Below are 21,067 nucleotides of genomic sequence, written 5' to 3' on the forward strand. Positions count from 1 at the left end.
TCCTTACAGGCGGCCGTCGACCGCATGGCGCGGCAGCACGTATTTGACGTCGTAGATCACCGAGTCGGGCTTGCCGTAGGCACGAATACCGTCCACGCCCCTGGCAGCGAATTGTTCGTGGCCCACGGCCAGCACGATGGCGTCGTACATGCCGGCTTCCGGGTCGCTCGTGATGTCGAGGCCGTACTCGTGCCGGGCCTCGCCCGCATCCACCCACGGGTCGTGGATGTCGATGCGGGCGTTGTAGTCCCGCAGCGCCGCGAGGATGTCTACTACGCGGGTATTGCGCAGGTCCGGACAGTTCTCCTTGAAGGCCAGGCCCAGCACCAAGATGCGCGAACCGACCGGATTGATACCCTTGCGGGCCATCAGGCGGACGACCTGCCCGGCTACATAAGCCCCCATGCCATCGTTGGTGCGACGGCCGGCCAGGATCACGTCGGGGTGGTGACCCACTTCCTGGGCCTTGTGGGTCAGGTAGTAGGGATCCACGCCGATGCAATGCCCACCCACCAGGCCGGGGCGGAACGGCAGGAAGTTCCATTTGGTGCCTGCAGCCTCCAGTACTTCCAGCGTGTCGATGCCGAGGCGGTTGAACAGCATGGCCAGGTCGTTGACCAGGGCGATATTGAGGTCGCGCTGGGTGTTCTCGATGACCTTGGCGGCTTCTGCCACCTTGAGCGAACTGGCCTTATGAGTGCCGGCGGTGATGATGGAGCCGTACAGTGCGTCGACGAAATCGGCAACTTCCGGCGTGGAGCCGGAGGTCACCTTGAGGATCGTGGTCACGCGGTGGGCCTTGTCGCCCGGGTTTATGCGCTCGGGGCTGTAGCCGGCGAAAAAATCCTGGTTGAACGTGAGCGCCGAGACCTTCTCCAGGATGGGGATGCACACTTCCTCGGTGCAACCGGGGTATACGGTGGATTCGTACACGACCACGTCGCCGCGCTTGAGCACCGTGCCCAGCGCCTCGCTGGCCTTGACCAGCGGGGTCAGATCGGGGCGACGTGCGGCGTCGATCGGAGTGGGCACGGTGACGATGTAGACGTTGCAGTCGGCGATGGCCTCCAACTGATCGGCATAGCGCAGATGCGTTGCCTTTGCGAGCTCTTCGGCTTCGACTTCCAGGGTGCTGTCGCGGCCGGCCAGCAGTTCGACCACGCGCGCGGGGCGAATGTCGTAGCCCATCGTCGGGTAACGCTTTCCGAACTCGACTGCCAAGGGCAGACCCACGTAGCCCAGGCCAACGACGGCCAGACGAACGTCCTCAAGAGACAACATCGGCACTTCCGCTTGAATGAAAAGAATCGCTGCGCATGGCCGTGAGCTGCGCCACGACGAGCGCAAACAGCACGGCCACCTCGAGCGTGCGCAGTGGGTAATCCAGCAGGGAATGCAGCAGGGGCCCCAAGACCGCGACTGCGGTCACACCCGCAATTATCGCGTCCGGGCCGGTGGCAGCGGTGAGATTTTTTCGCATGACCAGAAGCAGACAGATGGTGACGCAGACGAGCAGCAACAGCCCGGGCGCGCCTAACTCCAATGTCGTTTCAAGCAGATCGTTGTGGGCGTGCAGCGCGTAAGTGGTCGTCATGGCGCCCACCGGTTCGAACGGCGCGTAGACATCACGGAAACTGCCTGCACCGCTGCCCCACGGGAAATAGGTACGGACGGCATCGAGACCGTATTCGAGGTAGACCCAGCGTTGGTCTCCCAGGGCGTCCTGCTCGAAGCGGCCGAGAATCCGATTCCAGGCATAGTGGGCGACGGCCAAGGCGGTCAGCCCCAGGGTAACCAGCAGCGCTGCCCTCGCCGACGACCTGCCGGCCGTGCCGATTCGGGCTGCGCGGTCGCGCCAGACCAAGACGGCCGCAGCGGCGGCCGCGAGACTGGCCAGCACCACGCCGGCGCGCGAGAACGTCAATGCGCTGCCAAGCAGGACCAGCACGGTGGTCGCGTACCAGGCGGCCGCCCAGCCGAGCCGATGCTCGCGCTGGGCAAGGTAGCCGAACGCGATGGCGAACGGCGCAAGCATGGCCAGCAGCGAGGCGAAGTGGTTGTGGTTGGCGAAGCTGCCGGTGGCGCTGCCGACATTTTGGAAGGAGTGGAACTGCAGATCGACATGTTGTCCACCGGCAACCTGAGCGAAACCCAGCAGTACCAGCGGCGCCGAAACCAGTAAGGCCAGCTTCAATAGGCGCAGGCGCGCAGACGCGGACAGGGTGGTCGCCAATCCCCACATCGAAATGAAGGTACCGAGCGCCAGCAGAGATCGCACGCTGCCCCAGCGGTCGAGGGCGATGGGCAGCCAATCGGGCTGCAGGCCGGCAAGTTTCAGATCCCTCAGCACCCCGGCACGCTGCGGCAACTGCGAGATCCACGCCGCCGGCAGCGGCACCAGTTGCAGCGCTACCAGTGCCAGCGCCGCCATCAGCAGATACAGGAATGCGCGCTGCGCGCGACTGGTCCGGTCCTGGCGCCAGCGCAACAGCGCCAATAACGCGGCCGGAAGGGCGCACAGGTGCACCACCAGGTCGCCGAGGCCGCGGCTACCGCCACCGAACAACAGTGCGGCGACCAGCAGCAGACCGGCAGCCGCTTCCGCCAGGAAATCCCGGTTGGCGACGCGCTGGACCTGCATGGTGAAGCTCCCCTTAGACGACGACGGGCCGCTACGAGCGGCCCGTCGATGACTGCTGCCGAACCACCCGGATCAGGGGCTGGACGGCTTGTCGTCGCCGTCGCTCAGCAGCGCGGCAGCCGCGGCCGCGGCACCGGCGCCGCCAAGGATGTAGGCGGTTTCGGTCTGCATGCCGCTCTCGACCGGCTTGGCGCAGATCGGCGTGGCGGCCTTGACGGTGTAGCGATCGGTCACCAGCACGGCGCAACCGTTGGAATAGGTAACGGTCGCTTCACCGCCGTTGACGACCACTTCGTCGCCGATCTCGGCACCGTAGCTGGAGGACTTGGGCACAGCATGACCGGCCACCTGCACCTCGCCCTTACGGGCATGGACCAGCACCTTGGGCGACTGCGCCATCGCGCTGCCGGCAAATACGAGTGCAACCAGGCCCAGGAACAGGGACTTCTTCATGCAGGCTCCGTAGTGTCATGTGCGCGACACCGGTCCGGTGGCGCTAGCTGTTAACGAAACGTGAATACTACGTGAAGAATGTGACATTCGGCAAGGAATGTGACATGCAGCGACCCGGCGCTGCGCCGGGTTGGCTAGGGCGTCAACGCTTGTTTACGGGCTCGACGGCTTGTCTTTGCCGCCACCGCCACCACCCGCAGCCAGCGCGAGCGCGGCAACCACGCCGCCGGCGGCGAACGCCTTCTTGGTGCCGGAGCTGATCGCGCCGGCGCACTTGTTCTTCTTTTCCTCACCGGCCTTGGCGTGGGACTGGGCGCCCTTGCACTTGGAATCCTGGGTGCTGGCGACGTTGGCCGACGCCGGCGCAGGCTTCACCGAGACCTGCTGTGCGGCCACTTGGCCGAAGGCGAAGATGGCGATCACGCCGAATACGAGCTGCTTCATGCAAATCCCCCTGTAGGTTCGCCGCTAGGCGATGCGACACAAACAGTAACGTGACATGAAGCACATTTCAACGCGAAGATTTCGCCGCCTGCCCGACGGCAACCGTTGACGCTGGAGGAGCCACCAGCGGCGTCACCGCGACCGCGTCGACCTGCAACCGGCCGCGCAACTGGCGCTCAGCGCTCGAACGTCCGGCATGGCGCAATTGCAACCATTGCAGTGGGCACTGTTCGCCGACCTCGAACTCCGCCTGCACCCGTTGCCAGCCGCTGTCACCGGCGCCCGCGTTGAGTTCAACCAGGGTTGCCCAGCCGTCGGCGCAGGACAGGCGCCAGAAAAATGCGCGGGCGCTGCCGGTACGGTCGTCGAACGCGCTGCTCAGGCGATAGCGGCCCGGCTCCAGCACCAGCGCCTGGGCAGGGCCGGCAAAGGCAACCACGCGCCCGCTGAACTCCGCCACCAGCGACTGCACTCCCTCGGCCGGATCGCTGCCATCGACACCCATGGCGACCCCCGGCTGCGGTGCCAGTTGCCAGCCGAACGGACCGGAGGTGCCCGGATCCAGCCAGGCGCCTTCGAAACCGCCATCGAACACGATGCCGTCCCTCGCGCGATTCGCCGGAGCCAGACGCTCGCGCCACAGACCCCGAGCCAGGTCCGCGCGGCCGAGCTTCACCAGCAGTTCGATGCGCGCCTGCGCTTCGGCGTCGGTAGGCGGCAAGCGCTCAGCCAGTGCGGCCAGCAGTGCTTCGGCCGTTGCAGGGTCGACATCGTCCTGGCGCAACGCGGTCGCGAGTGCAGCCCGCCACGGTGGGTCCGATGCCAGGCGCGGTGCGAGGACAGCCTGCAATGCCGGCGCGGGCAGCGACTGCACCAGCGTCGCAAGCAGTGGCGCGCCCAGTGTGGGCATGACCCGCAGTAATGCATCGACGTGCTCGCCGGCCAGGTCGTAGTTCTCCGCAACCAGTGCGTCATCGAGCAGCTTGGCCCGCGCCAGCCGGTCACGCGGCGCGCGTTCGACCGCGATCCGGTACAGCTCACGCGCGCGCTCGCCCTGCCCCTCCAGCTCGGCGCGTTGCGCCAGCAGACGGAATCCGCGTCCGTCGACTGGCCGGTCGGCCAGCACGGCAGCCGCTGCGGCCTTGAGATCGGCAGCAGCGTCGGCATCGGCGGGGATCGCCTCGACGATCCGGTCCGGACCGCGCGGCGGACCGAGCGGTCCGTCCACTTGCGCCAGTTCCAGCGCAGCGATCGCGAACGCTGCCGCCAGCGCGATAGCGATCGCCAACCGCAACAGGTGCACGGCGGTACCGCTTGCGGTGGACCCGAACATCCGCACGCTCAAGCGCGCTCGCCCCGGACGCCGACCACCGCCGCCCGCAATGCGGCCGCAGCGGGGGTCAGCCCATGGCGCTTACCTGCCGCCGTACTCGTAGGCATAGCCATAGTTCTCGCCTTGTCGCTTGGCGTCGAAGCGGGTCAGCACTGAGCCGAGCACGCGTGCGCCGGTCGCATTGAGACGGCGCAGGGCGGCGTCGATGGCGTCCGAGCGGGTCTCACCGGCCGCGGCCACCAGCAACGTAGCCGCCGCATGGTGTGCCAGCAGCGGCGCGTCGGCCAGGCCGAGCACCGGCGGACCATCCAGCACCACCACGTCGAAGCGCTGCCCCAGCTCCTGCAGCAGCTCGGCGAAGGCGTGGCCGCCGAGCAACTCGGGCGGGCTGGGCGGGATCGGGCCGGAGGTGATCACGCTAAGCCCGTCGCCCATCGTCTGCACCACCTGCGCGGACGCGGCCGCACCGGCGAGCAGGTTGGACAGGCCTGCCTCATTGGTCAGGCCGAGCGCCCTGTGCACGGACGGCTTGCGCAGGTCGGCGTCGATCAGCACGACCCGCTTGCCGAGCTGGGCGATGTTGCGCGCCAGCTCCACTGCGGTGGTGGTCTTGCCCTCGGCCGGACCGGCGCTGCTGATCAGCAGGCTGCGCGGCAGGCCACTGGAGGTAGCGAACTGCAGCGCGGTGCGCACCGATCGGTATGCCTCGGAGAACGGCGAGCGCAGGTCGGCCACAGCCTGAGCTGGCGTCGCGCCCTTGCCCAGCAGCGGGATGGCGCCCAGAACGGGGCGCCGCGACGCGGTTTCCAGCGCCTTGGGGTTGTGCACGGCTTTGTCCAGGTAGTGCAGCAGGAACGCGAGCAGAACTCCGAGGAAGCCACCCAGCAGCAAGCCCACCGCCAGATTGAGGGCCTTGCGCGGCGAGTGCGGGAAGTCCGGCACCTGGGCGCGGTCGACCACCGAGATGTTGTTGGCGCCGATGCCGCCCGCCACGCCGATCTCCTTGTAGCGTTGCAACAGCGCGTCGTAGAGCTGCCGGTTGGTCTCGGCCTCGCGCTTGAGGATGTTGTACTGGATGCTGCGGCCCTGCAGGTCCAGCACGTCCGACTTGAGTCCGGCGATGCGCTCCTGCAGCAGGGTTTCCTGCTCCTGCGCGGCGCCGTACTCGGCCTGCAGCGCGGCGCGCACGTTACCGACCTCGGTGGCGATCTGGCGGTCGACTTCGCCGATCTGGTTGTGCAGGCGGACCATGTCCGGGTAGTCCGGCTTCATCGTGCCCAGCTTTTGCTGGTAGTCGGCGGACAGGGTCGCGCGCTGCTCGCGCAGTTTCTGGATCAGGGTATTGGCCACCACCTGAGGAAGACCCAGGCCGTCGCCGGTGCTGGCCTGGCGCCACTGCGCCTCGGCCTTGATCCGCGCGCTCTGTGCGGCGGCCAGCGCGGAATTGATGTCGCCCAGGTTCTGCGCGTCGAGCGAGGGCTTGTCCTCGCCGACCGAGACGATCTGCTCCTTCTCGGAGAAGGTCACCAGATCGCGCTCGGAGTCCTCCAGCTTGCCCTTGAGCTGTGTCAGGCGGTCTTCGAGGTACTTCTTGGCGTAGCTGGACGCATCGAAGCGGCGCTCGATGTTGCTGGCGATGAAGGCATCGCCGTAGCCGTTGGAGATGCGCGCGGCCAGTTGCGGATCGGGCGAGTCGAAGTTGACCCGGACCAGGCGCGAATTGCGCACCGGCTCGACGGTCAATCCGCCCATCACCGTGCCGACCAGCGCATCCTCACGCGCCTGTGCCTTGCCCAGCGCGTTCGCCTTGCCGGGATTGCGCTCGTTGAACGCCTCGTCGACCGCGGCCACGGTCTTGGCGAAGTACGGATGCTCGACCAGGCGCAGGTCCTGGACCACGCGCTGCGCCAGCGAGCGGCTCTGCAGCAGCTCGTACTGGGTCTGGTAGAAATCGATGTCGTAGGGCGATTCGGCCGGCTGCAGGCCCTGGACGTCCAGCAGCTGGATGGTTTCGCGCTCGATCTGCAGAGTGCTGCCAGCGCGGAACACCGGCGTGGCCAGCAAGGTCAGCACCAGCGCCACCAGCGCCACCGCCGCGGTCACCCCGACCACCAACCACTGGCGTTCGCGCAGGATCCGCCAGTACTCGAGCAGGTTGATCTCGTCGCTGTCCGGCTCCTGGCCCAGCGGTTCAGGCAGCAGCGGATGCTCGGTCATCGTGGTCATTGGTACACCCTCCAGACCGTCAGGAATGGTGTCAGCTGGACCAGGGTCTTGAGCGATTGCTTGCCGGCCGACGAATCGACCATGACCACGTCCTCGCCCTGCAGTTCGGGGTCGGTCTGTTCGCCGGCCTCGATCGCGGCGACGTCAAAGCGGGCGAACTGACGCTGGCCGTCGACGGTGCGGAACACGAACACGTTGCGGTGGCTGGCCACGTCGGTGAAGCCCTGCGCCAGCGCGATCGCTTGGACCAGGGTGACGCGGGAATTGACCGGGAAGATGCCGGGTTTCCCCACTGCGCCGCCGACAGTGATGCGTTGGCTGACCAGTTCCTTCACGAACACGCTTATCTGCGGGTTCTGCAGGTAGCGCGCGCCGTAGCGGCTGGCGATCTCGCCTTCAAGCTCGCCGATGGTGCGGCCTGCGGCATCGACCGTGCCGATCAGCGGCAGCGAGATCTGGCCGGCGTTGTTGACCCGCACCTCGCGGTCGAGATCCTTGACCTGGAACACCGACACCGCGAGCAGGTCGCTAGGGCCGACGCGGTATTCGGCACGACCGAGCAGCGAGGCGACAGAGTCGCTGGCCGGCAATACAGGTTGAGGGGGCTGGCTGGCGCAAGCCGACAACAGCAATGACAGGGCGCACACAAACGCCCATCTAGGCAACACGATCATCGACTCGGCGATCCCCGGAGAAAACAGAAACAACGTGCGCGCCGGTCACCCAACCCCTTGGGTCAATCGCAGGCGCTGCCCGGGCATTCTAAACTGTGACATTGGTCCGCGTCGGCTGTCGGCCGAGACTTTTTCCCACCCGACCCCATTCAGCCTCGCCGACCACGCAGGGACCGGAGGAATCGGCCGAAGACCGCGCCATCACGTTCGGTCGCCGCCGACGGACGCGCCCTGAAGCCGGGCTGCCCGGCGGGCAACGGCGGCAGCGCGGCGGGTGCCTGGTCGGCGACGATGCCGCGTGGACGGGTCTCGACCAGGTGGGTGGCCTCGGTTGTGCCAACCAGTGCCGCCGCGGCCTCGCGCGCCTCGGCCAGCAAGGGCGGGCGACGCGTTGGATGATGCGCGTCGGTCGCCAGCACCATCGCATGGCCCTCGCCGACGAAGCGTTCGCCCCAGTAGCGCACCCTCCGGCCAAAACGTCCGGTCAGCGCGCCCGCGGTGATCTGCATCCAGGCCCCGCGCTTGCTGAGGCGGGTGAACAGTTCGTAATGCGTTTCGACCCAGCTGAGCCGTTCCGGATGGGTGATGACCGGCACGATCCCGGCGGTCATCAACTCGAACACGGCATCCTCGAACCGCGGCGGGGCTACATGATGCGGCGGCTCCAGCAGCAGGTAGCGCGAGCCGGCCAGGGTCGGCACGCGTCCCGCGCGGATGTCCGCGACCAGCGCCGGCGCGAGGTGCACGTCGGCGCCTTCGACCAGGCGCAAAGTGATGCCGCGCGCATCCAGTTCCGCCTGGAATGCGGCGATCGCGGCGCGAATACCCTCGGCGCTGTTGTCGTACATGCCGGGATAGATGTGAGGCGTGCAGGCGATGGTGGCGATGCCGTCGGCGACTGCGATACGCGCCATCTCCAGGGCCATCTCAAGATCGGTGGCGCCGTCATCGATGCCCGGAAGCATGTGGCAGTGAAGGTCGAACATCGCGATTCCATCTTGATGGCCGCGCCAGTGTAGCCACCGCAGGCGCACCTGGGCGGATTGGCGCGCGCCGCGAGATCGCTTCGATTCGCGTATCGCTCGGTTTTGGACCCAATCCTGCACCTCACCCCCTTGGCAACCGATGCGGGCCATGCTGTATACTGCGCAGCCCTTAGGGGCGGTTAGCTCAGCGGTAGAGCACTGCTTTCACACGGCAGGGGTCACAAGTTCGAAACTTGTACCGCCCACCATATCCAGACAAAAGGCCGGCGCAAGCCGGCCTTTTGTTTTTTCCGTCCAGGCCCTTGGGCCGCGTTCATGAGGACCGTCCAGTGATCGGCACCCGCCTCTTCCATAACCCGCGCTGCTCCAAGTCCCGCGGCGCGCTGGAACTGTTGCTCGAGCGCGGGATCGAACCCGAGATCGTGGCGTACCTCGACACTCCGCCCACCGTGGAGCAGCTGCGTGACCTGCTCTGCGTTCTTGGTATCTCCGCGCGCGAGCTGCTGCGCACCGGCGAGGACGACTATGCCGCCTTGGGGCTGGCTGACATGTCGCTGCCGGAACAGACACTGCTCGAAGCGATGGCCTCGCACCCGCGCCTGATCGAGCGTCCGATCTTCATCCATCGTGGCCGCGCCGTAATCGGGCGCCCGCCCGAGCGCGTGCTGGAGCTGCTGGACTGATCCACGCTCGACTCCGCTAGAGCGACTTGCTCACGCGCATCGCCTGCACTTTTTCCGGCGCGGCGAACGAATCGCTCCGCGCGCCCGCCCAGAACGACTGGAATACCGCGTGGTCCGGAATCCTGCCCAGCAGGTCGCCGGGCTTGAGGAAGCGATAAAGCGCGGCCAACGAGCGCACTTCGATCGGCGAAACCCGGCGCAGGATGTGTTCGGGGCCCAATTGTTGGGGATGCTCCAGGCCAGCCGCGCACAGCAGGTCGCGCAATGCCTTCAGCGTGTTCTGGTGGAAGCTGGCCACACGCACCGCCTTGTCCGCCACATCGAGATTGCGCCAGCGTCGCGGATCCTGCGTTGCCACGCCGGTCGGGCAGCGATCGGTATGGCAACTCTGCGACTGGATGCATCCCAGTGCGAACATGAAACCGCGGGCGGCGTTGCACCAGTCCGCGCCCATCGCCATCGTGCGCGCGATGTCGAACGCGCTGGTGATACGCCCGGCGGCGCCGATGTGGACGCGCTTGCGCAGGTCCAGCCCGACCAGGGTGTTGTGCACGAGCATCAGCGCCTCGTGCATCGGTACGCCGACGTGGTCGATGAACTCCGCGGGCGCCGCACCGGTGCCGCCCTCGGCTCCGTCGACGACGATGAAGTCAGGCAGCAGGTCGCTTTCGAGCATGGCCTTGGCAATGCCGAACCATTCCCAGGGATGACCGATCGCGAACTTGAAACCGACCGGCTTGCCTCCGGACAACTCACGCAGTCGCGCCACGAATTGCAGCAGTCCCAGTGGCGAGTCGAACGCGCTGTGCTGAGCCGGCGATACGCAATCCACTCCCATCGGCACGCCGCGCGTGATGGAGATTTCAGCGGTGACCTTGGCCGCAGGCAGGACACCGCCATGGCCCGGCTTGGCGCCCTGCGAAAGCTTGATCTCGATCATCTTCACCTGCGGGTCGCGCGCGTTTTCGGCGAAGCGTTCCGCATTGAAGCTGCCGTCGTCGTTGCGGCAGCCGAAGTAGCCCGAGCCGATCTCCCAGACCAGGTCGCCACCGTATTCGCGGTGGTAAGGCGAGATCGACCCCTCACCGGTATCGTGATAGAAGCCCCCGAGCTTCGCGCCATGATTGAGCGCGCGGATCGCATTGGCCGACAGCGATCCGAAGCTCATCGCCGAGATGTTGAACACGCTCGCCGAGTATGGGTGCGGGGTTCCCTCGCCCACCACGACGCGGAAGTCGTGGCTGCCATGCGGCGCCGGCAGCAGCGAATGGTTGATCCACTCGTAGTTCGGCCCGTACACGTCCTGCAGCGTGCCGAACGGGCGCACGTCGTTGACCGACTTGGCGCGCTGGTAGACCAGCGCCCGCTGCTCGCGCGAGAACGGCACTTCGGCGGTATCGGACTCGATGAAGTACTGCCGCATCTCCGGGCCGATGGACTCCAGGCCGTATCGGAAGTGCGCAGTCACCGGATAGTTTCGCCGCAGCGTGCTGCGTGTCTGCAGCAAGTCCCAGGTCCCCAGCGCCGCCAGCGCGCCGAACGCCCCGGCACCCCATAGCCAGCCGGGCGAATGCAGGCCCAGCAGGATCGAGACGATCGTGGCGAGGAGGCAGAACGCGTAAAAGGCGTAACGCATCGTCTTCAGGGGTGGCCGGTTGTCTGAAGCATACCCGCGCCAGCTGAAGCCAGGCGTCACAAACGCCCGTCTACGTCCTCGCGCGGGAACAGGCTCTTGATGTCGTACAGCAGCGCCTGCGGCTTGCCGAAAGCGCGGGCCCCACCCGCCCCGAGCTTGCGGAACTGGTCGTGAGCGACGGCCAGGATCACCGCGTCGTAAGCACCTTGCGCCGGCTGCGCGAGCAATCCGACGCCGTATTCGCGCCGGGCTTCATCGGCATCGGCCCACGGGTCGTGGATGTCGACCTGCGCGCGGTACTCGCCGAACTGGCGCGCCAGCTCGACCACACGCGTATTGCGCAGGTCCGGGCAGTTTTCCTTGAAGGTGATGCCGAGGATCAGGATGCGCGATCCGGCCACGGCGATGCCGCGCTGGATCATCAGCTTGATCACTTCGTTCGCGACATGCGCGCCCATCGCGTCGTTGATGCGACGGCAGGCAAGCAGGATGTCCGGGTAATAGCCGGCCGCCTGCGCCTTCTGGATCAGGTAGTACGGGTCGACACCGATGCAGTGGCCGCCCACCAGACCCGGACGGAACGGCAGGAAATTCCACTTGGTGCCAGCGGCTTCCAGCACTTCGGTCGTATCGATGCCCAGGCGCTGGAAGATCAACGCGAACTCGTTGATCAACGCGATGTTGGCGTCGCGCTGGGTGTTCTCGATGACCTTGGCGGCCTCGGCCACGCGCAGGCTGGACGCCTTGTGCGTGCCGGCCGGGATGATCTCGCGGTAGAGCGCGTCGACGAAGTCGGCGGTGGCCGGCGTCGAGCCCGAGGTCACCTTGGGAATATCGACCAGGCGTCGCTGACGGTCGCCCGGATTGATGCGCTCGGGGCTGTAGCCGACGAAGAAATCCTCGTTGAAACGCAGGCCGGAGGAGCTCTGCAGTTCCGGCACGCAGATTTCCTCGGTTGCGCCCGGATAGACCGTCGACTCGTAGATGACCGTGTCGCCCGGCTTGAGCACGCTGCCGATCGCGCGGCTGGCGCCGATCAGCGGGGAAAAATCGGGACGCTTGTGCTCGTCGATGGGCGTTGGCACCGTGACGATGAAGACGTTGCGGTCGCGCAGGTCTTCCAGCGAATCGGTGAAGGCCAGGCGCGTCGCAGCCCGGATTTCCTCGGGACTGGTTTCGCGATTGCCGTCGTCGCCATCGCGCAGATGCTGGATGCGGCGGGCATCGATGTCGTAACCGAGCGTGTCATGGCGCCTGCCGAATTCGACAGCCAACGGCAGCCCGACATAGCCCAGCCCGATCACCGCGATACGCGCACTACCGACTTCCTGCATCTGATCCCCCGCCGGGTGCCCGCTGTTGGCACCTTCGCGACGCATTCTAGGGCCAGAGCGTGGCGCGATAGCAGTACGTAGTACTCAGTGCAGCCAGCGCACCAGCGCGTATCCGCCGATGCTCAGCCAAAGGAACAGTACCGCCGCCAGCAGAAGCGGCTTTGGCCCCAACGCGCGCAACTTGGCAAAGCGCGTCCCCAGCCCGAGCGCCGCCATCGCCGTGGCGAGCAGCAGCGTGTCGAGGGAGAGCAGCATCGACTTGAGCGCCGCTGGCACCGGCACCAGCGAATTCACCGCCACCATGGCCAGGAATCCGATCGCGAACCACGGAATCACGATCCCGTGTCCCCCGCCCTTGCGCGACTCCCGCCAGCCCAGCAGGAACAGCACCGGGACCAGCATCAACACACGGGTGAGCTTGACCACGACTGCGGCATCCGCCGTTTCCGGACCGATCGCGCTGCCGACGGCCACCACTTGCGCGACCTCGTGCACGGTCGCTCCGGTGTAGAGCCCGAACGCGGCCGCATCCAGGCCCAGGTACGGATAGAGCTGCGGGTACAGGAAGATATTGAGCGTGCCGAACAGCACCACGCTGGCGACCGCCATGGCGACCTTGCTGGAATCTGGCCGGATCACCCGCTCCACCGCCAGCACCGCGGCCGCGCCGCAGATCGCGCTGCCCGCTGCGGTCAGCAGGGCGGTGTCGCGATCCAGGCCCAGCCAGCGCCGTCCCACCCACGTGCCCAGGCCCAGCGTGCTGGCGACGATGATCAGATCCAGCAAAAGGCCCGTGGTACCGATGGCCGCGACGTCCTGGAAGCTCAGTCGCAGCCCATAAAGGACCACGCCCAACCGCAGCAGTTGCCGCTGCGCCAGGGCGATGCCGACCCCGGTCGATGCCGGCAGGCGGCTGCCGGCGAAGTTGCCGATCAGCATGCCGATCACGATCGCTACGGTGAGCGCGCTCAGCTGCGCGCCCTGCAACAGCGGCTGCTGTGCCAGCCACCACGCGAACAGCGCCAGGCCCGAGGCCAGCAGGAGGCCGGGCAGTTGCGGCGGGAGGTAGGACGGCGTGAGCGGCTTGGCGTATGACATGGCGACATGGTCAGGCCTGCCATGAAATAATTGAAGTTGAATTTCCTTAGGCCATCAATAAGGAATACTGATGATCGCGATCAGCCCGCGCCAACTCGAAGTCTTCGTTGCCATCGCCCTGTCCGGCAGCGTCCGCGCCGCCGCCGAGCAAATGCACCTGACCCAGCCGGCGGCGAGCATGGCCCTGTCCGAAATGGAACGCCTGCTGGGCGCGCCGTTGTTCGAGCGACACCAGCGCCGGTTGCATCTCAATGCGCACGGTCGCCGCGTCCTGCCGCTGGCGCAGGAACTGCTGGAGCGAATGCGCGAACTGACACGCAGCGTTGATGCTGACGGCGCCGAACTCGGCGGCGAGTTGCGCCTGGGCGCCAGCAACACGGTCGGCAACTACCTGGTGGGCGAACTGCTGGGAAGCTTCGTCGCCAAGCATCCGCAGGTCGCGGTGAAGCTGCAGGTCGACAACACCGCCGCCATCGTGGCCGGCGTGCTCGATTACAGCTTCGATCTTGGCTGCATCGAAGGCGCGGCGGCGCATCCGGACCTGGAGTTGCTGCCATGGCGCACGGACAGCCTGTGCGTGTGCGCCCCGGTCGGACATCCATTGGCGCAACGCAAGCGGCTGGAAGTCCGCCACTTCGCCGGCACTCGCTGGATCCTGCGCGAATCCGGCTCGGCCACGCGCGAACACACCGAACGCGCTCTGTCGGTGCTGCCCCCGGGCGAAACCGTGCTGGAACTCGACCAGAGCGAGGCCATCAAGCAGGCCGTCATTGCCGGACTGGGATTGGCATTGCTGCCGGCGGTGGCGGTCGCCGACGCACATGCAGCGGGAAGGCTGGCTGTGCTGCGCACGCCGTTCCTGCAGCTGGATCGCCCCTTGAGCCTGGTGTTGCATCGACGGCGTTATCGCAGCGCGCTGCTGCAGGCCTTTCTGCGCAGCGTGAGTGGGCGCGCCTCGTAGTGCCGGCATAGGCAGCGCTGGTGCGACCCCCACCCCGGCCGAACTGGACTGCGTCGGTAGGGCACTCCATACAGGCGCTCGGCGACGGTCTGCTATCGGCCTATTCTGTTAAAAAACTCTGAGGCTGCAACTGATCGGTTGACAGCGCCAAGCGCGCCGGGCGGCGCGCCTGGAGCATCGGAAGAGGACCAGCAGCCGTCCGTTCAGCGCGAGTCGCGTGTAAAGGCGCGGTCTGCTTCGAGCTTTTCCTCGCGCATTTGCGCGACGGTCTTGCACACCGTCTGGGGCCGGTTGCTGCCGACCGGTTTGACCCGCGTGCACACCATGCGCTCTTCTTCGGCCTGGTTGATGATGGCCTCGATGGCCTCAAGCGAATTGAACACGACGATCTGATCCTTCTCAGGAAGATCGGTGGTGCTCCCTACGCCGTCAAGCGCCCGATTCACCTTGTCCTGGTGCGCGAACAGTTCCTGGCGCTTGGGCTCGGCCATGTCCTTGTAGCGCCCCTTCTTGTTCATTGCCTCGGTCCGGATTCCGGCCTGCTGTTCCAGGATGGTCTTGGCGTCGGTGTTGCGGGTGTTGTTGGCGGCGGCCGGCGGAGCCGCCAGGCACATGAGGGCGATGACGGCAGCGAACAGCAACGGCAAACGCATGAGCATTCTCCTGAAAGGGGTCGTCCAATCCTGCAAGGGCGGCGCCGGGCGGCGCGCTCAGTGAAGCCTACCTGTCATCGGAAGGTTCTGGAATTGGGGGAAGCATCGGCCGGCACTTCGCCGGGGCCGGGTCCAGATGCGCAGCTTCGACCGGGCCTCGCTGTCCGCCTCCACTAGCCGGCTCTTCGGGCCGAAGCGGTAGTCGTCCCCGGCGTTGTCGGCGATGGACCGGCACTGCGCGGCAAGCGCGCCCTCGCCGTCGTCGCGCGCGATGGCGCTTGCAACGTCCTCGCCGGTTAGTGCGACGCCCTGAGACTTCCTGGAACTTAGAGATGGTGCCCGGAGCCGGGATCGAACCGGCACGGCCGTGAGGCCGGCGAATTTTAAGTCCGCTGCGTCTACCGATTCCGCCATCCGGGCAGGGATGCGTCGCGGGATAGCTTACGCGACGTGTTTCCAGAGCGGGAATCCAACCTCGCGCACGGCCCTATCGGACAGACAAAAACAAAAAGCCCGGCGTCTGCCGGGCTATTTGTTTTGCTTTGGAGGCCTGGGTCGGAATTGAACCGGCGTACGCGGATTTGCAGTCCGCTGCATGACCACTCTGCCACCAGGCCGGTGACTTTCGAATCCGCCTTGGCAGATTCTGCCGCAGGCGATTGTTCCATAAACCGCGCCCTGACGCAGCGCTGGACCCGGAAACAACAAGGCCCCGCGTGCGGGGCCTTGTCTGAGGAGGCAATCTTTCGAAAACCCCCCGAATTTGGAGCGGGAAACGAGACTCGAACTCGCGACCCCGACCTTGGCAAGGTCGTGCTCTACCAACTGAGCTATTCCCGCAGAGGAACCGACATTTTAGGCATGAAACGAAAAGTGTCAACCCTTTTTCGTTTCCGGAAGACCTGTTCCAGGCCTTCCTCGACACCGGATCATGCGCGCCACCGCGTGATCCACGCGAACAATGGCGCCGTTCGCGATGTGCGTATTTTCTATGAACGGACGTCTTCGCGCAAGACGGGCCACGCCACTCGCAGGTATTCGAAACCGGACCACAGTGTCAGCAATGCCGCCGCGGCCAGCAGCCAGTCGCCGATCCTGAATATCGGTTCACCCATCCAGATGTCCGCGCGCGCCGTCGAATCGGGCGTGACCGCATACAGCAGGCACAGCAGCGCGACCATCTGCACCACGGTCTTGATCTTGCCGACGTTGGCCACGGCCACGCGGGCACGCTGACCGAGTTCGGCCATCCACTCGCGCAGCGCCGACACGGCGATCTCGCGACCGATGATGACCGCGGCCCACAGCGCCATCCATATCGTGTGGTGACTCTGCACAATGATGACCAGCGCGGTCGTCACCATCAGTTTGTCCGCCACCGGATCGAGGAACGCGCCGAACGCCGAGTACTGGTTGTAGCGGCGCGCGATCCAGCCATCGAGCCAGTCGGTGATGGCCGCCAGCGCGAAGACGAAAGCCGCGGCGAAGTTGGTCCATTTGTAGGGAAGGTAGAACACCAGCACCAGCACCGGGATCAGCACGATCCGCAGCAGGGTCAGCATGGTCGGTACCGTCAACTTCATCCTTCGCTCCGCGTGCTGCTCATCGGTTCGTTCGTGTCGGGGGCGCCGTCGGGCACGTCCAGCCCGTGCAGGGTCGCATAGATGCGCTCGGCCAGGGCGTCGTTGATGCCATCGACCCGCGCGATCTCCTCGACCCCAGCCGCCTTCAGGCCGCCCAGGCCGCCGAAATGCCGCAACAGATTAGCGCGGCGGCGCGGCCCGATACCTGGGATGTCCTCCAGCCGGCTGCTGTTGCGGGCCTTCTGTCGGCGTCCACGGTGGCCGGTGATGGCGAACCGGTGGGCCTCGTCGCGGACCTGCTGGATCAACTGCAGCGCCGGGGACTCCGCACCGGGCCGCAAGCTGCGGCCGTCCGGCAGCAACAGTTCCTCGTCGCCCGCGCGCCGCGCGGGTCCCTTCGCCACGCCTACCAGTACCACGCCCTCCACGCCCAGGTCGTCCAGCGCGGCGCGCGCCTGTGCGACCTGGCCGGCGCCGCCGTCGATCAGCAGGATGTCCGGCATCACCCCGCCCTCTTCGACCGCGCGGCGGAAGCGGCGCTCGATGGCCTGGTGCATGGCCGCGTAGTCGTCACCCGGCTCAATGCCTGTGATGTTGTAGCGCCGGTACTGACCGCGTACCGGTCCCTCCGCATCGAACACCACGCACGAGGCCACGGTCGCCTCGCCCATGGTGTGGCTGATGTCGAAGCACTCTATCCGGGAAGGCAACGCCGACATGCCCATCATCTCGCGCAGCGCTTCGGCTCTCGCGTGCTGCGCGGCATGGCTGGTGCGCTCGGCGGCCAGGGACAGCTCGGCATTGCGGCGCGCCATGTCCAGGTAGCCCGCGCGTTCGGCGCGCACGTTGAACCTGAGCTGGACCTTTCGCTCGCCCGAACTGGACAGCGCGTGCTCGATCAGCTCGCGATCCGGAATGTCGCGATCGATCACGATCTCGCCCGGCGGCGGTTGCTCGACGTAGTACTGCGACACGAACGCCGCCAGCACTTCCTGCGGGTTGTCGCTGCCGTTGGTCTTGGGGAAGAAGGCGCGCGTGCCCAGGTTGCGGCCGTCGCGGAACGCCAGCAGCAGCACGCAGGCGGACACTCCATGCATGGCGATCGCGAGCACGTCCAGGTCGGCCGCGCGGCCGTCCACGTATTGCCGCGCCTGCAGGCTGCGGATCGACGCCACCAGGTCGCGCAGGCGCGCCGCCTCCTCGAAATCGAGGCGGATGCTGGCAGCCTCCATCGACTTGACCAGGTCGTCACTGAGCTCGTCGCTGCGCCCCTCCAGGAACAGGCCTGCGCGGCGCACGCTTTCGGAGTAGTCGCGTGCAGGCACCAGCCCCACACACGGCGCGCTGCAGCGACCGATCTGGTGCTGCAGGCACGGCCGCGAGCGGTTGCGGAATACGCTGTCCTCGCAACTGCGCAACTTGAACAGCTTGTGCATCAGGTTGAGTGTGTCGCGCACGGCGCCGACGCTGGCATACGGGCCAAAATATCGACCCGGGATCGCGCGCGGCCCACGGTGCATGGCGATGCGCGGCCAGGCCTCCTGGGTCATCAGCACATACGGGTAACTCTTGTCGTCGCGCAACAGCACGTTGTAGCGCGGCTTGAGCGACTTGATCAGCTGGTTTTCCAGGATCAGCGCTTCGGTTTCGGTGCGCGTGACCGTGACTTCCATGCGCGCGGTCTGCGCCAGCATCGTCATGATGCGCGCGGATTTGGGCGTGGCGTTGAAATAGCTGGACACGCGGTTCTTCAGCGCGCCTGCCTTGCCGACATAGAGCACGCTGTCGTCGCCCGCGATCATCCGGTACACGCCGGGCGCGGTGCTGAGGTTCTTGATGAAGGCCTTGCCATCGAAGGCCGGGAATTCGGGCTTGGTCATGAAATGGTGCGCCCCGCCACGCGCCATCGATCGCGGACCACGGGCGAGGAAAATGCAGCGGGCTGGGCGGTGACAGGGTTCGGCATGGATGGGGCCGATTATGCGTCAGGGCAAGGCGGAGTCGGGATTCAGCGACCCGGACCGGTATCGCTCCGGCCACATGAACGGCGCCGGCTAACCCAAACGGTCCGGATACTCGTGGCGGAGCCGCGCGATCACACCATCGGCGGCGCGATCAAGCAGATGGAACACGTGCTCGAACTGGGCCGGGCCGCCGGTGTACGGATCGGGAATTTCGCCATCGGCCTCTACTCCCGCCCAGTCCAGTAGCAGGGCAGCCTGTGCGTGGCTACCTGTCGGCATCCGCGCCCGCACGTCCCGCAGATTGGCGCGGTCGGCGCACAGCAACCAATCGAAGTGCCGATAGTCCGCTGCGGCGAGCTGGCGCGCGCGCAACTGCGAGATATCGATGCCGTGCTCGGCCGCATTGGCAATGGCGCGGCGGTCGGGCGGCTCGCCGATGTGCCAGTCGCCGGTGCCCGCCGAGTCGAGTTCGACCCGGCCGGCCAGGGTCGACACGCCGATGCGCGCCCGCAGCACGCCTTCGGCCACAGGCGAGCGACAGAAATTGCCGAGGCAGACGACCAGCAGGCGGATCGATTCAGCCATGACCGGTGATGCGCGCCTCGGCACGCGCGAGATCCTCGGGCGTATCCACGCCGGGCGGGAACGGTTCGGGCGTGATGCCGACAGCGATACGGTAGCCGGCCTCGAGCACGCGCAGTTGTTCGAGCGACTCGATCTGCTCGAGCCGCCCCGGCGGCAGCGATGCGAAACGCTGCAGGAAGCCGACGCGGTAGCCATAGATGCCGATGTGGCGCAGCCACTCCCCTTGATCCGGCATGCGACTGCGATCGCGGGCGAACGCGTCGCGCGGCCAGGGAATCGGCGCCCGGCTGAAGTACAGCGCGTGCCCATTGCCTGCGCGGACCAGCTTGACCGCATTGGGGTCCAGCAAGGTTTCGACGTCGGTCACGGGCGCGGCGAGCGTCGCCATCTCGGCGGTGCCGCCGTGCATCAGCGCGGCCACCGCGCGGATGCCGGCCGCGGGGGCAAAAGGCTCGTCACCCTGGAGATTCACCACAACGGTGTCATCGCTCCAGCCCGCGATGCGCGCGCATTCGGCCAGGCGATCGGTGCCGGAGGCATGTGCGGTCGATGTCATCGCCACGCGTACCCCGCAGCCGTCCAGCGCGGCGGCGATGCGCTCGTCGTCGGCGGCAACCCATACCTCACGTGCGCCGGCCGCCAATGCGCGCCGCGCCACGTGCAAAACCAGGGGTTCACCGGCGAGCAATTGCAGCGGTTTACCAGGCAGCCGCGTCGCGGCGTAACGCGCAGGTATGGCGACTACGAAATCGTCCATGGCGAAGTCCTTGGGTTATTTCGTCGCGGCGCTGCGCAACGCATCGCGCTTGCGCACCAGCCGGTCCAGCAGTGAGACCCAGAATGCCTCCGGCAGTTCGCCGCGCACGGGCACGCTGAAGGTCAGGTCGTTGGCGAAGTCGGCGCATTTCACCGCGTCTTTCTCGGTCATCAGCACCGGCAGCGGACTGCCGAACTCGAAATCGGCCGCGCTGTAGCGATGATGGTCGGCGAAAGCGTGTGGCACCACGGCAATGCCGTATCCGCGCAACATCGCGAAGAACCGTTCGGGATCGCCGATGCCGGCCACCGCGTGCACGCGCTGACCGGAGAACGAGGCGAGCCTGCGCGGGCGCACGCCGGTCAGCGGCAGCGCCTGGTCCGACAGCATCCGCATCGGCCACTCGCCGAAGCCGGTGTCGCCGTTGCCATTGCCGTTGCCGCCATTGGCTACGTTGACGACGCGGAAATCGCAGCGGGCGCCGCGTTCGGGCAGTTCCCGCAATGGCCCGGCCGGAAGCAACTGGCCGTTGCCGTAGCGGCGGCGGCCGTCCACGACCTCGATCTCGATATCGCGGGCCAGGCGGTAATGCTGCAGTCCGTCGTCGCAGATCACGACGTCGCAGCCAGCCTCGGCCAGCGCCTGCGCGGCTGCGGCCCGGTCGCGATCGACGCGCAGGCGCACACCGGTGCGGCGCGCGATCAGCACCGGTTCGTCGCCGCCACTGGCCGCATCGGTACCCGCTTCCACCCATAGCGGGCGCGAGCGCTCGACACGGCCGTAACCGCGGCTGGCGACGCCTGGATTCCAGCCTTCGGCGCGAAGGCGCTCGACCAGCGCGATGGTCAGCGGTGTTTTGCCTGAGCCGCCGGCGGTGATGTTGCCGACCACGATCACGGGAACGCCCGGGTGGTGCCGACGCAACCAGCCACGTGCGTACAGCCCACGGCGCAGCCCCGAGAGCGTTGCGTAAATGGTGGATAACAGCCTGGCGCCCAGCGGAACCGCCGCATCGCCGTACCAGTAGGCCGGCACCGCGCCGCGCGATTTGCTCAT

At 66.7% G+C, this 21,067-nt stretch carries 19 protein-coding genes and 4 tRNA genes; 3 read left to right on the top strand and 20 right to left on the bottom strand.

Going from position 1 to position 21,067, the window contains the following annotated elements:
* Positions 1–3: 3 nt before the first annotated feature.
* The 8 genes from tviB to J2X06_RS15280 form a co-directional block, all read right to left on the bottom strand.
* Positions 4–1,281, bottom strand: coding sequence for a Vi polysaccharide biosynthesis UDP-N-acetylglucosamine C-6 dehydrogenase TviB (gene tviB, locus J2X06_RS15245; protein ID WP_310063882.1), 1,278 nt, complete (start codon positions 1,279–1,281; stop codon positions 4–6).
* A complete protein-coding gene (locus tag J2X06_RS15250; protein ID WP_310063883.1) occupies positions 1,268–2,641 on the bottom strand; it encodes an O-antigen ligase family protein in 1,374 nt (457 codons plus the stop codon). The genes tviB and J2X06_RS15250 overlap by 14 nt, the downstream gene beginning before the upstream one ends.
* 72 nt (positions 2,642–2,713) lie before the next feature.
* A complete protein-coding gene (locus J2X06_RS15255) occupies positions 2,714–3,094 on the bottom strand; it encodes a hypothetical protein (protein WP_310063885.1) in 381 nt (126 codons plus the stop codon).
* 153 nt (positions 3,095–3,247) lie between these two features.
* Positions 3,248–3,538 (bottom strand): hypothetical protein, encoded by a 291-nt coding sequence (locus J2X06_RS15260; protein ID WP_310063887.1) that lies wholly within the window; start codon positions 3,536–3,538, stop codon positions 3,248–3,250.
* A 67-nt stretch (positions 3,539–3,605) separates the two neighbouring features.
* The gene (locus tag J2X06_RS15265) at positions 3,606–4,871 is read right to left on the bottom strand and encodes a hypothetical protein (protein ID WP_310063889.1); all 1,266 of its coding nucleotides are present in this window, start codon (positions 4,869–4,871) and stop codon (positions 3,606–3,608) included.
* Between the two features lie 81 nt (positions 4,872–4,952).
* The gene (locus J2X06_RS15270; RefSeq protein ID WP_310063891.1) at positions 4,953–7,097 is read right to left on the bottom strand and encodes a GumC family protein; all 2,145 of its coding nucleotides are present in this window, start codon (positions 7,095–7,097) and stop codon (positions 4,953–4,955) included.
* A complete protein-coding gene (locus J2X06_RS15275) occupies positions 7,094–7,771 on the bottom strand; it encodes a polysaccharide biosynthesis/export family protein (protein WP_310064463.1) in 678 nt (225 codons plus the stop codon). Before J2X06_RS15275 ends, J2X06_RS15270 begins: the two co-directional genes overlap by 4 nt.
* Before the next feature lie 149 nt (positions 7,772–7,920).
* Positions 7,921–8,757, bottom strand: coding sequence for a tyrosine-protein phosphatase (locus tag J2X06_RS15280; RefSeq protein ID WP_310063893.1), 837 nt, complete (start codon positions 8,755–8,757; stop codon positions 7,921–7,923).
* Between the two features lie 173 nt (positions 8,758–8,930).
* Here J2X06_RS15280 and J2X06_RS15285 point away from each other — a divergent pair.
* Both J2X06_RS15285 and arsC read left to right on the top strand, forming a co-directional pair.
* Positions 8,931–9,005: transfer RNA gene (locus tag J2X06_RS15285), tRNA-Val, on the top strand.
* A gap of 81 nt (positions 9,006–9,086) precedes the next feature.
* The gene (arsC, locus tag J2X06_RS15290) at positions 9,087–9,440 is read left to right on the top strand and encodes an arsenate reductase (glutaredoxin) (protein WP_310063895.1); all 354 of its coding nucleotides are present in this window, start codon (positions 9,087–9,089) and stop codon (positions 9,438–9,440) included.
* A 16-nt stretch (positions 9,441–9,456) separates the two neighbouring features.
* Here the strand turns inward: arsC and J2X06_RS15295 are convergent, their stop codons facing one another.
* The 3 genes from J2X06_RS15295 to J2X06_RS15305 form a co-directional block, all read right to left on the bottom strand.
* Entirely contained in the window at positions 9,457–11,076 is a 1,620-nt protein-coding gene (locus J2X06_RS15295; protein ID WP_310063897.1) for an FMN-binding glutamate synthase family protein, read from the bottom strand.
* A 56-nt stretch (positions 11,077–11,132) separates the two neighbouring features.
* A complete protein-coding gene (locus J2X06_RS15300; RefSeq protein WP_310064464.1) occupies positions 11,133–12,410 on the bottom strand; it encodes a nucleotide sugar dehydrogenase in 1,278 nt (425 codons plus the stop codon).
* An 84-nt stretch (positions 12,411–12,494) separates the two neighbouring features.
* Entirely contained in the window at positions 12,495–13,508 is a 1,014-nt protein-coding gene (locus J2X06_RS15305) for a YeiH family protein (protein WP_310063898.1), read from the bottom strand.
* A gap of 70 nt (positions 13,509–13,578) precedes the next feature.
* Here J2X06_RS15305 and J2X06_RS15310 point away from each other — a divergent pair, with 70 nt between their 5' ends.
* On the top strand, positions 13,579–14,469 hold the full coding sequence (locus tag J2X06_RS15310) for a LysR substrate-binding domain-containing protein (protein ID WP_310063900.1): 891 nt from the start codon (positions 13,579–13,581) through the stop codon (positions 14,467–14,469).
* A 203-nt stretch (positions 14,470–14,672) separates the two neighbouring features.
* On the opposite strand, the gene J2X06_RS15315 is transcribed toward J2X06_RS15310, so the two are convergent.
* From J2X06_RS15315 to lpxK, 9 genes are all read right to left on the bottom strand, one after another.
* Complete coding sequence (locus J2X06_RS15315) at positions 14,673–15,116, bottom strand: hypothetical protein (protein WP_310063901.1); 444 nt, start codon at positions 15,114–15,116, stop codon at positions 14,673–14,675.
* A 339-nt stretch (positions 15,117–15,455) separates the two neighbouring features.
* Positions 15,456–15,542: transfer RNA gene (locus J2X06_RS15320), tRNA-Leu, on the bottom strand.
* A gap of 123 nt (positions 15,543–15,665) precedes the next feature.
* A tRNA-Cys gene (locus tag J2X06_RS15325) sits at positions 15,666–15,739 on the bottom strand.
* 147 nt (positions 15,740–15,886) lie between these two features.
* Positions 15,887–15,962: transfer RNA gene (locus J2X06_RS15330), tRNA-Gly, on the bottom strand.
* A 149-nt stretch (positions 15,963–16,111) separates the two neighbouring features.
* A complete protein-coding gene (pgsA, locus tag J2X06_RS15335) occupies positions 16,112–16,705 on the bottom strand; it encodes a CDP-diacylglycerol--glycerol-3-phosphate 3-phosphatidyltransferase (protein ID WP_310063903.1) in 594 nt (197 codons plus the stop codon).
* Complete coding sequence (gene uvrC, locus J2X06_RS15340; RefSeq protein WP_310063905.1) at positions 16,702–18,585, bottom strand: excinuclease ABC subunit UvrC; 1,884 nt, start codon at positions 18,583–18,585, stop codon at positions 16,702–16,704. Before uvrC ends, pgsA begins: the two co-directional genes overlap by 4 nt.
* A 174-nt stretch (positions 18,586–18,759) precedes the next feature.
* The gene (locus tag J2X06_RS15345) at positions 18,760–19,242 is read right to left on the bottom strand and encodes a low molecular weight protein-tyrosine-phosphatase (protein ID WP_310064466.1); all 483 of its coding nucleotides are present in this window, start codon (positions 19,240–19,242) and stop codon (positions 18,760–18,762) included.
* Between the two features lie 4 nt (positions 19,243–19,246).
* Positions 19,247–20,011 (bottom strand): 3-deoxy-manno-octulosonate cytidylyltransferase, encoded by a 765-nt coding sequence (gene kdsB, locus J2X06_RS15350; RefSeq protein ID WP_310063908.1) that lies wholly within the window; start codon positions 20,009–20,011, stop codon positions 19,247–19,249.
* Between the two features lie 15 nt (positions 20,012–20,026).
* Positions 20,027–21,067, bottom strand: a complete 1,041-nt coding sequence (gene lpxK / locus J2X06_RS15355) for a tetraacyldisaccharide 4'-kinase (RefSeq protein ID WP_310063909.1) — start codon at positions 21,065–21,067, stop codon at positions 20,027–20,029.

The organism is Lysobacter niastensis (assembly GCF_031457115.1).
GTDB classification, from domain to species: domain Bacteria; phylum Pseudomonadota; class Gammaproteobacteria; order Xanthomonadales; family Xanthomonadaceae; genus Lysobacter_J; species Lysobacter_J niastensis_A.